Annotated in this window: 16 protein-coding genes; 11 read left to right on the top strand and 5 right to left on the bottom strand. The window is 62.7% G+C overall.

All coding sequences use genetic code 11. The features are described 5' to 3' along the window. Window positions 1-9 precede the first annotated feature (9 nt). Window positions 10-1215: a 3-oxoadipyl-CoA thiolase gene (gene pcaF / locus ACSQ8R_RS29890; RefSeq protein WP_436256951.1), complete on the top strand. Its 1206-nt coding sequence runs from the start codon at window positions 10-12 to the stop codon at window positions 1213-1215. 152 nt (window positions 1216-1367) lie between these two features. Further along, window positions 1368-1835, top strand: coding sequence for a group III truncated hemoglobin (locus ACSQ8R_RS29885; protein WP_436256950.1), 468 nt, complete (start codon window positions 1368-1370; stop codon window positions 1833-1835). Window positions 1836-1859: 24 nt separating this feature from the next. Here the strand turns inward: ACSQ8R_RS29885 and recX are convergent, their stop codons facing one another. The 3 genes from recX to ACSQ8R_RS29870 form a co-directional block, all read right to left on the bottom strand. Further along, entirely contained in the window at window positions 1860-2414 is a 555-nt protein-coding gene (recX, locus tag ACSQ8R_RS29880; RefSeq protein ID WP_436256949.1) for a recombination regulator RecX, read from the bottom strand. A gap of 105 nt (window positions 2415-2519) precedes the next feature. Continuing rightward, window positions 2520-3242 carry a L,D-transpeptidase gene (locus tag ACSQ8R_RS29875; RefSeq protein ID WP_436256948.1) on the bottom strand — a complete coding sequence of 241 codons (723 nt, stop codon included), beginning with the start codon at window positions 3240-3242 and terminating at the stop codon, window positions 2520-2522. 120 nt (window positions 3243-3362) lie between these two features. Beyond that, a complete protein-coding gene (locus ACSQ8R_RS29870) occupies window positions 3363-4877 on the bottom strand; it encodes a S10 family peptidase (RefSeq protein ID WP_436257312.1) in 1515 nt (504 codons plus the stop codon). A 278-nt stretch (window positions 4878-5155) separates the two neighbouring features. Between ACSQ8R_RS29870 and ACSQ8R_RS29865 the strand changes: the two genes are divergently transcribed. The 6 genes from ACSQ8R_RS29865 (at window position 5156) to ACSQ8R_RS29840 (ending at window position 9947) form a co-directional block, all read left to right on the top strand. Continuing rightward, window positions 5156-6064, top strand: a complete 909-nt coding sequence (locus ACSQ8R_RS29865; protein ID WP_436256947.1) for a DUF1403 family protein — start codon at window positions 5156-5158, stop codon at window positions 6062-6064. A 2-nt stretch (window positions 6065-6066) separates the two neighbouring features. Next, window positions 6067-6711, top strand: a complete 645-nt coding sequence (scpB, locus tag ACSQ8R_RS29860) for an SMC-Scp complex subunit ScpB (RefSeq protein ID WP_436256946.1) — start codon at window positions 6067-6069, stop codon at window positions 6709-6711. Window positions 6712-6786: 75 nt separating this feature from the next. Then, the gene (locus ACSQ8R_RS29855; RefSeq protein ID WP_345926599.1) at window positions 6787-7155 is read left to right on the top strand and encodes an antitoxin Xre/MbcA/ParS toxin-binding domain-containing protein; all 369 of its coding nucleotides are present in this window, start codon (window positions 6787-6789) and stop codon (window positions 7153-7155) included. Further along, entirely contained in the window at window positions 7148-7651 is a 504-nt protein-coding gene (locus tag ACSQ8R_RS29850) for an RES family NAD+ phosphorylase (protein WP_436256945.1), read from the top strand. The genes ACSQ8R_RS29855 and ACSQ8R_RS29850 overlap by 8 nt, the downstream gene beginning before the upstream one ends. A 176-nt stretch (window positions 7652-7827) precedes the next feature. Then, entirely contained in the window at window positions 7828-9534 is a 1707-nt protein-coding gene (locus ACSQ8R_RS29845; RefSeq protein WP_436256944.1) for an ATP-binding protein, read from the top strand. 11 nt (window positions 9535-9545) lie between these two features. After that, window positions 9546-9947, top strand: a complete 402-nt coding sequence (locus ACSQ8R_RS29840) for a response regulator (protein ID WP_436256943.1) — start codon at window positions 9546-9548, stop codon at window positions 9945-9947. Window positions 9948-10135: 188 nt separating this feature from the next. Here the strand turns inward: ACSQ8R_RS29840 and ACSQ8R_RS29835 are convergent, their stop codons facing one another. Then, a complete protein-coding gene (locus ACSQ8R_RS29835; RefSeq protein WP_436256942.1) occupies window positions 10136-10627 on the bottom strand; it encodes a MarR family winged helix-turn-helix transcriptional regulator in 492 nt (163 codons plus the stop codon). A gap of 85 nt (window positions 10628-10712) precedes the next feature. Beyond that, on the bottom strand, window positions 10713-11519 hold the full coding sequence (locus ACSQ8R_RS29830; RefSeq protein ID WP_436256941.1) for an IclR family transcriptional regulator: 807 nt from the start codon (window positions 11517-11519) through the stop codon (window positions 10713-10715). A 94-nt stretch (window positions 11520-11613) separates the two neighbouring features. On the opposite strand from ACSQ8R_RS29830, the gene ACSQ8R_RS29825 reads away from it, so the two are divergent. Genes ACSQ8R_RS29825 through ACSQ8R_RS29815 form a run of 3 tightly spaced genes read left to right on the top strand, consistent with a single transcriptional unit; the run spans window position 11614 to window position 13590 of the window. Continuing rightward, entirely contained in the window at window positions 11614-11979 is a 366-nt protein-coding gene (locus tag ACSQ8R_RS29825) for a Rieske (2Fe-2S) protein (protein ID WP_037084914.1), read from the top strand. Beyond that, entirely contained in the window at window positions 11966-12319 is a 354-nt protein-coding gene (locus tag ACSQ8R_RS29820) for a hypothetical protein (RefSeq protein ID WP_436256940.1), read from the top strand. The genes ACSQ8R_RS29825 and ACSQ8R_RS29820 overlap by 14 nt, the downstream gene beginning before the upstream one ends. A gap of 41 nt (window positions 12320-12360) precedes the next feature. After that, window positions 12361-13590, top strand: a complete 1230-nt coding sequence (locus tag ACSQ8R_RS29815) for an amidohydrolase family protein (protein WP_436256939.1) — start codon at window positions 12361-12363, stop codon at window positions 13588-13590. Window positions 13591-13687 lie beyond the last annotated feature (97 nt).

Raw genomic sequence — 13687 nt, 5'->3', positions numbered from 1 at the left:
GAGAAGATCATGACCGAAGCCTTTATCTGCGACTATATCCGCACCCCGATCGGCCGTTTCGGCGGCTCGCTTTCCTCCGTGCGCGCTGATGACCTCGGCGCAATCCCGTTGAAAGCGCTGATGGAGCGCAATGCTTCGATCGATTGGGAAGCGGTTGCCGACGTCATCTACGGCTGCGCCAACCAGGCCGGCGAAGACAACCGCAACGTCGCCCGCATGGCGTCGCTGCTTGCCGGACTGCCCGTTAGCGTTGGCGGCACGACGATGAACCGTCTCTGCGGTTCAGGCATGGACGCGGTCATCACCGCCGCCCGCGCGATCAAGGCCGGCGAGGCCGAGCTGATGATTGCCGGCGGCGTCGAAAGCATGTCCAGAGCGCCGTTCGTGATGCCGAAGGCCGAAACCGCGTTCTCGCGCAATGCCGAGATCTACGACACGACGATCGGCTGGCGTTTCATCAATCCGCTGATGAAGAAGCAGTATGGCGTCGATTCCATGCCGGAAACCGGCGACAACGTGGCGATCGACTACAAGGTCTCCCGCGAGGACCAGGACGCGTTTGCCGTCCGCAGCCAGGCGAAAGCCTCGGCGGCCCAGGAAAACGGCCGTCTCGCCAAGGAAATCACCTCGGTGACCATCCCGCAGCGCAAGGGCGATCCGGTGGTCGTTTCGAAGGACGAACATCCGCGCGCGACCAACATGGAAGCTCTCGCCAAGCTCAAGGTGCTGAACAAGATCGAAGGCGCCACGGTCACCGCCGGCAACGCTTCTGGCGTCAACGACGGCGCCGCAGCCCTGATCATTGCTTCGGAAGCGGCGGCCAGGAAATATGGCCTGACTCCGATCGCCCGCATCATGGGCGGCGCGACCGCCGGCGTTCCCCCGCGCATCATGGGCATCGGTCCGGCTCCGGCCACTCAGAAGCTCTGCGCCCGTCTCGGCATTTCGCCGAAGGATTTCGACGTGATCGAACTCAACGAAGCCTTTGCGAGCCAGGGCATCGCCGTTTTGCGCGAACTCGGCCTCCAGGAAGACGCCGAATATATCAACCCGAATGGCGGCGCGATCGCGCTCGGCCACCCGCTCGGCATGTCCGGTGCCCGCATTTCCGGCACGGCGGCGCTCGAGCTGTCGTTGCGCAAGGGCAGATACGCGCTCGCCACGATGTGCATCGGCGTCGGGCAGGGCATCGCGGTCGCTTTGGAGCGGGTTTAATCTGGAAATCCCCCTCCCCGACAGGAGAGGGGGAATCTCCCGGTTGAACAGGCACTTGTCAGATCGTCGCAACTGGCTGTTGGACCTTGGTCCCGGTATCCGCAAAGCCTATATAGGACGAGCCGCAAATTCAGCGGAACCAAGGTTTTGAGATGAGCGACGAATTGCAGGGGCGCGCGGCGCATATCGCAGCGATCCGGGAACGCGCGGAAGCGGAAATGAAGGCGATCGGCATCGACGATGCCTTCATCGGCAAGCTGGTCGATACGTTTTATGGCCGTGTTCTGGCGCATCCGGAACTGGGGCCTGTCTTCGACGCACGGCTTTCCGGGCGGTGGCCGGAGCATATGGCGAAGATGAAGAGCTTCTGGTCCTCCGTCGCCTTCCGCAACGGCGCCTATGGCGGAAAGCCGGTCCAGGCGCATGCGGGCGTCGCCAACATGACGCCGGAGCTTTTCCCGAAATGGTTGGAGCTGTTTGCCGCGACGCTGGACGACATTGCTCCGACCCAGGAGGCGAAGGCCTGGTTCATGGCGACGGCGGAGCGTATCGCACGAAGCCTGACGCTCTCGCTCTTCTACAATCCGGCGCTTGACGATCCTGCCCTCAAACAGGCCTGACGGCAGGCCGCAGGTCGATCGAACCTAAAGGTGGCGGCCTGCATCCAGCGCTTCCTCGGCTTCACCGAGCGACATTTCGAAGATCTTCTTGCCGATATCGAAGCTGAACCCGGCTCTGGCGAAGGCGGAGAGTTCCTTCGCCTTGCGCTTTTCGTCGAGCTCGCTCTTGCGAAACGGCCCGAAGGCGCGCTTGCGGGCGAGGATGAGAGCCGCATGGAAATCATCCGCCTCGGCAATGGCGGCCGCGACGGTGACGCTCGCCACGCCCTTCTGCGACAATTTCTGGGCAATGGCCCGCCTCGACCTGCCGCCGCGCATGCCCGAGCGGGTGCTGATTGCGGCAAAGGCTTCATCATCCAGGGCCTTGTTGTCATAGGCGAATTTCACGGCGAACTCAGCGAGCGCCCTGACCTGGACCTCGCCGATATCCTCGAATTTCTGGCGTGCCTTTCGCGTTATGGCGTCGAAGAGCTGCTTTTCCGTGTGCATCCGCCGCTCGATGCGATAGATCGTCGAATTGCGCGCCCAGGACAACATGCGCGGCGTCGGCGCATCGGATTGCGGCGTCTCCTCGTCCAAATCCAGTTCAGGCCTCCCGCCTCTTTTCCCGCGCTTCCCGCGATGCGGCGCCGAACTTCTTACATCATGCAGCGGCGGTGAAACAACATCGTCGCGGCAGCCGTGTCATACCGCAGGAACGGCCTTCAGCACATCCTGATGCACGACAATCCGGGCATGGTAGGGGACGCGCGTATAGAGATCCATGACGTCCTGATTGACGAGGCGCACGCAACCCGATGACGTCGCCTTGCCGATCGAGGCCCATTCCGGCGAGCCGTGCAGGCGGTAGAGCGTGTCCTGGCCGTTCTGGAAGATGTAGAGCGCGCGGGCTCCGAGCGGGTTCTTGATACCCGGATCCATGCCGCCGTTCTCGATGGAAAACTTCTTGAGGCTCGGCTGGCGCGCGACCATCTCGTTCGGCGGCTTCCAGCGCGGCCAGGGCTGGCGCCAGTGGATGACGCCTTCGCCCTGCCAGGCAAAACCGTCCTTGCCGATGCCGACGCCGTAGCGCATCGCCGTGCCGCCGGGCTCCACCACGTAGAGAAAACGGCCGGGCGTGTCGACGACCACCGTGCCGGGCAGTTCACCGGTCGGATCGACCACGCGCTGGCGATAATATTTCGGGTCGATCTGCTTATAGGGGATCGCCGGCAGGAGATGGCCGCCGTCCTCGACGGCGGCATATCTGGCCTGCAATTCCGCTTCGCTCGGGGGCTCGATCGGGCGGCGGGCCATTTCCGGGACCGGCGCTCGCTCAGCGGTGGTGGCGCAGCCGGCAAGTGTTGCGGTCATCGAGACGGAACCGATAACGAAGGCGCGCCGCGACATCTGGTATTCGCTGGTCATGGACCGAAAAATCTTTCTGAAAATCAACGTGTGTGAGCTATTAGCGGTTTCGAGCCCGGACCAGCAAGGCGCGGCGCATCACATCACGGTGACCTTGCTGTCATCGATCAACCGGCGAATTCAATCCGTCGCGCTGGCCTCGTAAAACGTCCTGGCGTCCTCCGCAAAACTCCTGCGCGAATCCGGCCTGGTGTAGAACATGTGGCCGCCGCGATAGACCTTGAGCTCGGCGCGGCCGGCTGCGAGGTCGGGCGGCAGGTGGTCGATGACGTAGCGGCTGGCGCCATAAGGCGTCAGCGCGTCGCTATATCCGTGGGCGATCATCAGCTTGAAGGACGGGATGACCGAGAGCAGGTCGCGGATATCGGTGGAAGCGCTGGCGAGCGAACGGGAGTCTCCGCCGCGGCTGCCGTTCCATTCCCAGCGACGGTTCACCTCCTCGTTCAGCAGCGAGTAGGTCATTTCTGTCGCAAACCCGAGTTCGTTGCGGGCATAGGCGGCAAAGGTGGCGCCATAGGCGCGCGTGTAACCTTCGAGGATCGGGTCGTCGTTGCGGGTGACGGCATCTTCCGGATAGGCATCCGGCACCGAATAGGAAGCATCGTAGGGGCTGACGACTTTCCCAGCGCCGCCCATCTGCTTGGCATAGACATCGCCGACGAAACCGCGGGTGCGGGCGACGACATCCCTCGCAATACCGGTGATCTCCGACACGCGGCCATAGAATGTCTCTGCCGCCTGGCCGGTGGGCGAAGGGCCGGCAAGCCCGACGAGATAATCGCCGATCGCGAACCGCTCGGCCTCCACGAGCTTTTCCGGCGTGAACTGGTTGCGGCGCTCCAGCTCAGCCGCTGCGAGCGAGGGAAGTTGCAGCGCCGCACTCAAGGGATCGTCGGAATTGGCGAGGAACCGGCCTTCGACCAGCGGCGACAGCATGATGATACCGGAAGCCAGCATCCCCTGACTGTTCTTCAGCGACACGGCGACCTTGGCGGCGCGAAAACCGCCATAACTTTCGCCGAGCAGGTATTTCCGCGCATCGAGTCGGTTGTTCTTCTGGACGTAGAGCGCGATCGCCTTGGACAGGCTGTCGGCATCCTGCCGCACGCCGTAATAGGCGCCGGCTGCGTCATTGCTGGCGGCGCGGCTCCAGCCGGTGCCGACCGGATCGACCAGGACGAGATCGGTGAAAGCGAGCCAGCTTTCGGGATTGTCCTTCAGCTGAGGTGTCGTGCCATTGTCGCCGGTCGCGCCGAATTCCAGGATTTTCGGGCCGACCAGGCCGAGATGCAGATAGGCGGAGGCGGCGCCCGGGCCGCCGTTGAAGGCGAAGGTGAGGGGCCTGCCGGGTGCCCGGTTCCTGGCGATATAGGCGGTATAGAAGATCTTTGCCGAGCGGTTGCCGTCCTGGCCGAACAGATCGAGCGTGCCGGCCGTCGCGGTGTAGGGCAGGTCGCCGGAAGGGCCCTTGAAGACGTGTTCGGTGGTGGAATCCGCCGGTATCAGGCTGAATATGCCGCCACCGCTACCTTGCTCCGCCTGGCGCCCGCGCTCGCGGTTATCGTCCCCACCGCGCTGCTGCTGCGCCTGGACCGGCGCCGAAAGTGCAAGGACTACGGCGAGAGATGCAATCATCCGGTTAAACGACAACTGAAATCCTCCTTGGCCAGCCTCACCCTATGTAGGGCGGCGCGGCGATCCGCAAAACTCAACTCCTATTGATCGATGGCGGCGGGGGCACATTTGCCGATCTTCGGCGCTTTCGAGGCGGCGCCCGTAAGCGCAAATAACCGTGTAAATCCGCCGACTGACGGTGCGGATTGCTGAGCGATCGATAGCCACAAGCGCACATAGCATTTACGCTCACCGCCATGATTCCCAAGGCCACAATACCAAAAACGCCGTTTCAGCCCATGCCGGCAGCTCGCTGGGCGGGGCCTCAGAGCTTTGGCGCCGACACCGCGGACGCAGCATTCATGGCCGGTGGGGCGCTTTATCCGCTCGATCAGATCGTGCGTGCCGAGCCTGACTGGGCCGGCGCCTGGCGGCAGCGGCTGGCGCTGAAATGCGCGTCGGCAGCGGTGCGGCTTGCGGGGCGTTCGGAGGATGAAGCGGGGCTGCGAGACGCGTGGCTATTGCGAAAGCCGGGGGACGATCCCGGCCCTGCCGGGCAGATCCTTTCCGCCTGGAAGCGGCTTGGCTCTCGTTCAACCGTGCTCGATGCGGATGTGCTGCAGATGACGGCCGGCATGCTCGGCATCAAATGGGACGAGCCGCTTGCAACGCTCACGCAGATTGTCGATGACCTCGCCTTGACCGGATCAGCCGCGCCGTTCGCGTCCGCGGCGATCGTCCGCGAGGCGTACACGATCCGCCCGGATGCCGAAGCGCTTGGCTGGTGGCTCGCCGATCTCCTTCTGGCGCAGAAGCTGCGCTGGCCCGTGCCGGTGCCGCTGTTGATGAGCCAGCGCTTTTCTTCGGTGTTCCGCGCCGAGGGTGGGCGCGGTCGCATCCGGCCCGGCGAAGAGGGGTTCGAGCGGGCGATCTGCCTTGCCCTGGTGCATGCCGCGACCGAAGCCGGCCGGCTGGCGGCCGAGATTGCCCGGCGCGCCGACCGGCTTGCCTTCGTCACGCCGAAGCTGCGTGCGAAAGGAGCGGAGGATGGGCTGCGCCTGCTGCTCTCCGAAGACGCCGTTTCAGGCTCCCTGCAAACGCCGAACCTCTCCCGTTTCGCGTCGCGCCGGCTGTTCGAACGGCTGCAGCAGCTGGAAGCGGTCCGTGAGCTTTCCGGCCGCTCCACCTTCCGCATCTACGGGCTCTGAGCATGGCGAAGCGGGCGCGGCAAATCGTCATCGACAAGGAACTTCTCCACCTGACGCAGGCAGGGCGGCATCGCCAATGGGCGGCACGGATAGAGGCGGTGATCTTTGCCTCTTCCGAACCCGTCACCCGAAAGGCGCTGGAGCGCGTCGTCGGAGAGGACTGCGATATCGAAGCGATCATCGAGGAAATCCGCGAGGCAATCGCCGGCCGGCCCTATGAACTCGTCGCGGTCGCCGGCGGCTGGCAGCATCGCACCCGGCCGGAGTTTGCGGATGTCATCCATGCCTCAGGCACCGCCAACGCCCCTCCGGCAGACCTGACCGATCACCAGGCGCTGGTGCTGATGACGGTCGGTTATTTCCAGCCGGTGACGCGCGCCGAAATTTCGAAGATTTTCGGGCGCGAGGTGAGCCGCGATACGATCGCCACGCTCCGGCAGCTCGGCTTCCTCGCCTCCGGCCCGCGCAGTCCGACTCCCGGTGCGCCTTATACCTATATCACCACGCCTGCCTTCCTCACCGCCTTCGGTTTCGACACGCTGCGCGACCTGCCGGATACCGAAATGCTGGAGGATGCCGGACTGCTGACCCGCACGCTGCCGGTCGATGATTTCGTCGAGCCGGAACTGGAGGACGACGACGATTAGCAGCGGTGCTTGCAATGAGCGGAAGTTGGGCTCATATTGAGCAATCGGTGATCAAAAATTGGATCAAGACTTCTCATGGCTCATGCTTTTGAAATCGGCGCCGCTGCTTTCCGTGAACCCCAGTCCGCGCTTCTGTCGGCACGGCGGGTCTCCGATCTTCTCGGCCTGACGCAGGCGGAACTGGCAAAACTGATCGGCGTCGCCCGCAACACGCTGACGGCAAAAAGCGGTGCCCGCAAGGTCGATCTGGCGTTGAGCCCCGTCGTGCGCATCCTGGCGATGGCAAGCGAGATGGCCGGCGACGAAAACCGCGCGGCGATCTGGTTCAAGCACCAGCCGATCCCGGGCTGGGCCGGCAAGACGGCTTACGATCTTGTCGGCGAAGGCAAGGCCGACAAGGTGCTCGCCTATCTGGAGGCGGTACGCTCCGGCGTTTATGCCTGAACCCATAATCCTCTGGCGTGCCTATGTGCCCCGCTGGGCGCATGCGCCGCTTTCCGGCGACGGCGCCGCCCGTTTCGGCGGGCGCTGGAACCCGCTCGGCGCGGCGACCATCTATGCCGCGCGCGAGCTTTCCACCGCCTGGGCAGAGTACAACCAGGGTTTCGTCCAGCACCCGGCCCTGATCGCACAGCTTCGGCTCGACGGCGCGCGGCTGGCGGATCTGACCAATCCGGAGATTCTGGCCTGCCTTGGTGTTGACGTGTCGATCCATCGCTGTGAATGGCGCGCTGATCTCGACACCGGGCGGTTGCCGTCAACGCATCTCCTCAGGGAGAGGCTGCTCCAGGAGGGCCGCGACGGCGTTGTCTATCCATCCTTCATGTCTCCGGGCGGAACCTGTGTCGCCCTCTGGCGCTGGAACGGCAAAGACCAGCCGAAGCTGACGATCACGGATCCCGACGGCCGATTGCCAAAAAACCCGGCTTCCTGGCTATAGCTGGGAGAGCGGCGTAGTTTCTTTCCCACAATGGAATCGGTCCGACGCCGCAGGAAAACCACCCGCTCGGTGCCACACCCTTGGCTGTATGGAAAATACTCGGTTCAACCTTGGCATTCAAAATTTAGCGGAATGTAATGTTTTGGATGCATGGTGCGCCGAGAGAAGGCGGTGCTATGCAGCAGAACATCCGTATCACATCGCACGTCACGATCGTGCTGACATTGCTGACGGCCCTGACGGCTCTGCTTCTCGCCGGCTTCATGTGGCTTGCCTCGGCGAAGGTAGACGATCTCGCCTTGATCCGCCAGAAGGGCTATGTCGAACAGGGCCTCGATGAGCAGATGAAAGCCGTGCAGCATGAACTGGAAAGCGTCACGGTGTGGAACGACGCGGTCCTGCTTGTTGCCAAGGATGATCACCAATGGATTGCCGATAATATCGGCACATGGGTGCACAAGTATTTCAGCCACGACCGCACCTATCTGTTCAACGAGCGGGACGAGCTGGTCTTCGCCATGCGGGACGGCGAGGATATTGCGCCCCTGACCTTTCTCGACGATGAAAGGGCTGCGGCCGCCTTGCGGGAAGACATCCGTGCGATGCTTCACAAACGGATCGCAGTCGGCGGTTCCGGCTCCTCGGCGCTTACCGGGATTTTCGCGGAGAAGATCCTCTCGATTGCCGGCCGGCCGGCCGTCGTCAGCGCAAGGCCGATCATCCCGAGCAGCGACGAGGTCTCGGTCGAGGCCGGCCAGGAATTCATCGCGGTCGCCGTAAGATTTCTGGATACCAGCGCGGTCGAAAAAATCGCTCGTTACGCGCGGATCGAAACGCTGCATTTTACAGCCGACGCGGCCGAATCGACCGCGGCCATTCCGGTCATAGCCACGGCCGGCCCGACGATTGGATACATGGCATGGCAGCCCGTCCGGCCGGGCCTGATGCTCATCGAGCAGATCGCGCCGGTCGGCATTGCAGGCATCATCGTGGCGATGGGCGTGGTGATCTTCCTGGGCAGGGGCTTGCGCAAGACGTCCCTTGATCTGTCCGAGAGCCGCCTGGCACTGATGCGCCACCGCGATCAGCTCGAAGAAAGCGTCAGGCTCCGGACAACGGAGATCGAGCGGCAGCGAGAGGAACTGGACAGGCTTTTGGCGCAGGAACGGCATGTGAACGCCCTGCAGCGTCAGTTCGTTAGCATGGCTTCTCATGAATTCCGCACGCCGCTTGCCATCATCGATGCTGCGGCGCAGCGCCTGTCGCGCACGAAAACCAACCAGAAGCCCGAATATGTGGAAGAAAAGTCGGCCCAGATCCGGTCCGCCGTGCTGCGCATGGTGGACCTGATGGAGAGCATCCTGTCGGCGGGCCGGCTGGAGACCGGCAAGACCACACTGAAGCCGGAACGCCTCTCGCTGGCGGAGATCATCGAATCCTGCTGCGCCCGACAAATGGATGTTCGCAGGTCCCACACGATTCACCGGGACCTCTCGCATCTGCCCCAGACGATCTTTGCCGATCGGACCACGATCGAGCAGGTCTTCACCAACCTGCTTTCGAACGCCGTGAAATATGCGCCCCAGGCGCCGGACATCCATATTCGGACCTCGACGAAAAACGGCATGTCCTATGTGTCTATCCAGGATGCCGGCATCGGCATGGATGCAGAGGACCTGCCGAAGCTTTTCCAGCCCTATTACCGAGCCCGCAGCGCGACCGGCATTGCCGGCACCGGCATCGGCCTCAACCTCGTCAAGCAGATTATCGACCTGCATGGCGGTTCGATCTCGGTCGAAAGCGCACTCGGCCGGGGAACAACATTCACGGTGGCGCTCCCCAACAAGGGACCGCTCGCAAATCTCATCAAACGAGCAGCTTAGGGAACAGCAGGATGATCACCGTATTATGCATCGACGACGAAGCGGATATTCGTCAGCTCATCGTCGAGGAACTGACGGACGCCGGGTTTGCAACTCTGGAGGCCGCCAACGGGCAGGAGGGGCTGGAAGCCATCCTGTCGTACTGGCCGGACATCGTTATCTGCGACATTTCGATGCCCGTCATGGACGGTCATCAGCTCCTGGCAGAAATCCAGATGAACCACGCCGAGCTCTTCAATATCCCCTTCATCCTGCTGTCGGCTTTAACCGACAAGGAGAATGTATTGACGGGTCTGCGGGCAGGGGCGGCGGACTATCTGACCAAGCCGATCGATTTCGATCTTCTGCTGGCAAAGCTCGCCGGCTGCATCGCCCGCCTCGAAAACGACCGGGCCGTCGGACGGGCACTTTGATCCCAGGGCAGGGCGTCGGCCCCTCCCTTTCGGTCATGTCGGGCCAATCGTCGGCAATGTATTGTCAGCTATGGATGTTGGGTTCCACGTCGCACCCGCCAACATTCGGCCGGCTCGGTGCGCCGGTCTCGAACGCCGGCATCGGCACCCCGCCGGCGGCCTGCTTCCAGGGGCAGCGGTAATCCTTGTCAGTCGCCCTTGGAGGGTTCGTCGCGCTCGCGAAGATTGCGGGCGACGAGGCGACAGAGGTCGCGCAGCTGCTGGTAGCTTTCCTGGGGGAGGAACGAGAACACTTCCCGTTCGACAGCGTCGGCGGCCGCATCGCAGGCCTTGATCATCCGCTTGCCCTCGGTCGTCAGGCTCATGCGCAGGATGCGGCGGTTGGCCGGGTCTTCCTTCCGGGTAATGAGATTGCGGCGCTGCAGCCCGCCGATCAGCTCGTTCATTGTCTGCGGCGTCACGAAGAAACGACGGGAGAGTTCGGCCGAGGAAAGGCCTTCGCGGCTGCCGATAACGCTCAGCACCGTATATTGAATACCGGTCATCTGCAGTGCAGACAGGGCTACGTCCAGCCGGCTGCGCACGGCGTGATTCGCCTGGTTCAGGAAGTAGATTGCCCGGGGCTGCTGCATCACCCAGTCGCTGGTGCTTGCTTCTTCGGGCTTCGTGTCTTCAGCCATCACGATGCGGCGACCTTCTTCAAACGGTTATATGAGCGGGGTAGCGGAGAAAATGCAGCCGCACAAGTCGCGATGCACGAAACCCTCAACTTCCTGAAGCGCCGAGCCGCATCGACAGGGATCTGGCAGCGCGTAGCGTGGCGGTCAGCGGCATGCCGGAAGGCGCAATATCGAAGCCGTCCTGGCGGCCGAGCACGGTGATGACCGCTTTCAGGTGCGCGCGGTGATCGAAGACGGGAGCGGCAACGGCAGAGAAGTCAGGCACTGTGGCAGGAAGCGTTGCGGCGTACCCTTCGCGGCGCACATCGGCGAGTTCGGTTATGAAACGCGCAGCCGAGGCTTCCCCTTCGCCATCCTGGTGCATCATGGCGCGCAGGTGATGTTCCCACTCGGCATTCGGCAGGTTGGCCATGAAGACCCGGCCGGTCGCAGTCGGCCATAGGCGCACCAGCGACCCGACCTTGATCTCATAGACGCTGTCAGAACGGCCTTCGATCTTGTCGACCACCACAGGCGCATCGCCGTTCCACACCGCCAGCGTCACCGTCTCGCCGAGCTCGGCGGCAAGCTGCGAAATCGTCGCGCGAGCAAGGCTGAGAAAATCGGTGCGCGAGAGCGAGGCGAGGCCGAGCTGCAATGCCGAATCGCCAAGATCGTAAAGGCCGGAAAGCCGGTCTTGAGCGACGAAACCCGTGCGCACCAGGCTGACGAGGTAACCATGCGCCATGCTCGGCGTCATGCCGGCGGCAGCCGCGATATCGTTCAGCCGCATGGCGCGGCCGGCATGCTGGATTGCCGTCAGCACCTTCAGTCCCTTTTCAAGCGACTGGATGCCGGCGCCCTTTGTTTCCGGGCCCTTGCTTGCCGTTTTTTGTTTTACCGACGCGTCCATGACCTCTCCGCTTGACGTCCTCAATCATCTTTATACAATATAACTGAATGATTTCAAGAATATTGAAATCGGCGCGAAGGAAGGGAGGAGAACCTTGGCGGAATATCTGGTTTGTTCGGAGGATGAGATTGCCGACGGCGGTCGCAAGGTCGTCGCCTGCGGGGAGCGGGAGATCGGCATTTTTCGGGTGAAGGGTGCACTGCATGCCTGGCACAACATGTGTCCGCATCGGCAGGGGCCGATCTGTCAGGGCCGCATCTATCCGCAAGTCATCGAGCCTGTCGACGAAAGGCAAGAGGTGCGGACGCTTCAATATAATGAGGAGAACATGCACGTGGCCTGTCCGTGGCACGGTTGGGAATTCAACCTGGAGACCGGCCGGAATGCCGGGCCGGCCAAATACCGCCTGCACCGCGCCGAGCTGGCGATCCGGGAGGGGCAGATTTATGTCGTCCTCTGAACCCACGTTTCGCAACGGTCCCCTTGGGCGCAACGACCCCTATGGCTGGATCGAGGACGCTACCGCGGAGATCGAGAAGGCGACGGCCGAATTGTTGGAGAACGGCGAAGCGTCGCGTGTTTCCGACGAGGCGGTGGCGCGAATGATGACGGCGGCGATCCGCCTCTATGTCGCCAAGAGTGACGGTGAGGAGCGCACCTTCCGGCCGCTGACCGGCACCCGCGACGAGACCGTGACTGCTACCGAAGCGCTGTCGGCCGTTTCGGAAATCCTGCGCGCCCTGCATCTCGGGCCGATGGAGCTGGCGCTCTGGTACCGCCGCCGTCCGGACGAACTGTAGGCACGCTTAGAAATCCACTCTTTCGCCTGAGGAGAGCGAACATGGATATTTCCAACAAGGATCGCGCCCGCGAATTGCCGGTGCAGCAGATCGATGTCTTTACCGATACGCGCGACATCCTCGCGCATGCCAACAAAGCAGCCAGGAAGCGCGGTTTCGAGGACTGGCTGATCTGCGACGTGGACGCCCACCACACCGAGACGATTTCCTGGCACGAGCTGGTGCAATATATCGAGGACCCGGTCATCCGACACCAGGCGATGCTCTTCCACGACGAGAAGATGGGCACCGCTTCCTATGGCCTCAACGGTGATATGGGCCTTAAATATCAGGATGTCGGCGGCCGCATTCCGCACCAGGCCGGCATTCGCGAGCAGGTCGACGACGGTGTGCATCGCGACGTGACGCTGTCGCGACGGGCGATGAAGGCGCTCGGTGTCGACTATATGGTCCTCTTCCCGACGCCGATGCTGACGCTCGGCCTGCATCCGCAGCCGGAAATGGAAGTCTATCTCGGCCGCGCCTATAATCGCTGGCTGATCGACAAGGTGCTCTCCAAGGACGACCGGCTGAAGACGCTCGCCTATCTGCCGTTCAACGTGCCCAAGGAAGCGGAACGCACCATCGAGGAATTCGCCGACCAGCCGGGCGTCATCGGCTTCTGCGTGCCTTCCACCCGCCATAAGCCGGTGCACCATAACGACTACATGCGCGTCTACGCGATGCTCGAAGAGCGCAACCTGCCGATTGCCTTCCACGCCGCCTATCACTGGCAGGACCAGTCGCTGTCGACCATCAACCGGTTCCTCGGCATGCACGCGCTCGGCTTCGTCTGGTGCAACATGGTGCACATGACCAACTGGATCCTCAACGGCATTCCGGAACGGTTTCCGAAGCTGAAGAGCATCTGGGTGGAAAGCGGCCTGGCCTGGATCCCCTTCCTGATGCAGCGTCTCGACGACCAGTATCTGATGCGGCCTTCCGAGGCGCCACAGCTGAAAAAGCTGCCGAGCGAATATATGCGCGAAAACTGCTGGTACACGACCCAGCCGATGGAAACGGTCAACATGAAGGCGCTTCAGCTGACGCTGGAGATGATCAATGCTGAGAGCCAGCTGCTTTTCGCATCCGACTGGCCGCATTTCGATTTCGACCTGCCTCAGGAAATCTACGACCTGCCGTTCCTGAGCGAGCAGGCAAAGCGGAATATTCTCGGGCTGAATGCGGCGAAGTTGTTCAATCTGGACCCGACGCCGCGTAAGACTTTGTGATCCGAGATTCTGCGTCAGGCGGCCGCCCCCTCCATCCGCCTGCCGACATCTTCTCTCCCCTCGGGGAGAGGGTGAGGGCAAACAAGAGAGAGGCAAT

It is taken from the genome of Neorhizobium sp. LjRoot104, from assembly GCF_964253725.1.
Classification (GTDB): Bacteria; Pseudomonadota; Alphaproteobacteria; order Rhizobiales; family Rhizobiaceae; genus Neorhizobium.
This window is presented reverse-complemented; position numbering and strand designations above follow the sequence as displayed.

Excerpts from the sequence above, each read along its gene's own strand:
- pcaF (WP_436256951.1), top strand. The coding sequence starts at position 10 with ATGACCGAAGCCTTTATCTGCGACTATATCCGCACCCCGATCGGCCGT.
- ACSQ8R_RS29885 (WP_436256950.1), top strand. The coding sequence starts at position 1,368 with ATGAGCGACGAATTGCAGGGGCGCGCGGCGCATATCGCAGCGATCCGG.
- ACSQ8R_RS29875 (WP_436256948.1), bottom strand. The coding sequence starts at position 3,242 with ATGACCAGCGAATACCAGATGTCGCGGCGCGCCTTCGTTATCGGTTCC.
- ACSQ8R_RS29870 (WP_436257312.1), bottom strand. The coding sequence starts at position 4,877 with ATGATTGCATCTCTCGCCGTAGTCCTTGCACTTTCGGCGCCGGTCCAG.
- ACSQ8R_RS29865 (WP_436256947.1), top strand. The coding sequence starts at position 5,156 with ATGCCGGCAGCTCGCTGGGCGGGGCCTCAGAGCTTTGGCGCCGACACC.
- scpB (WP_436256946.1), top strand. The coding sequence starts at position 6,067 with ATGGCGAAGCGGGCGCGGCAAATCGTCATCGACAAGGAACTTCTCCAC.
- ACSQ8R_RS29855 (WP_345926599.1), top strand. The coding sequence starts at position 6,787 with ATGGCTCATGCTTTTGAAATCGGCGCCGCTGCTTTCCGTGAACCCCAG.
- ACSQ8R_RS29850 (WP_436256945.1), top strand. The coding sequence starts at position 7,148 with ATGCCTGAACCCATAATCCTCTGGCGTGCCTATGTGCCCCGCTGGGCG.
- ACSQ8R_RS29845 (WP_436256944.1), top strand. The coding sequence starts at position 7,828 with ATGCAGCAGAACATCCGTATCACATCGCACGTCACGATCGTGCTGACA.
- ACSQ8R_RS29840 (WP_436256943.1), top strand. The coding sequence starts at position 9,546 with ATGATCACCGTATTATGCATCGACGACGAAGCGGATATTCGTCAGCTC.
- ACSQ8R_RS29835 (WP_436256942.1), bottom strand. The coding sequence starts at position 10,627 with ATGGCTGAAGACACGAAGCCCGAAGAAGCAAGCACCAGCGACTGGGTG.
- ACSQ8R_RS29830 (WP_436256941.1), bottom strand. The coding sequence starts at position 11,519 with ATGGACGCGTCGGTAAAACAAAAAACGGCAAGCAAGGGCCCGGAAACA.
- ACSQ8R_RS29820 (WP_436256940.1), top strand. The coding sequence starts at position 11,966 with ATGTCGTCCTCTGAACCCACGTTTCGCAACGGTCCCCTTGGGCGCAAC.
- ACSQ8R_RS29815 (WP_436256939.1), top strand. The coding sequence starts at position 12,361 with ATGGATATTTCCAACAAGGATCGCGCCCGCGAATTGCCGGTGCAGCAG.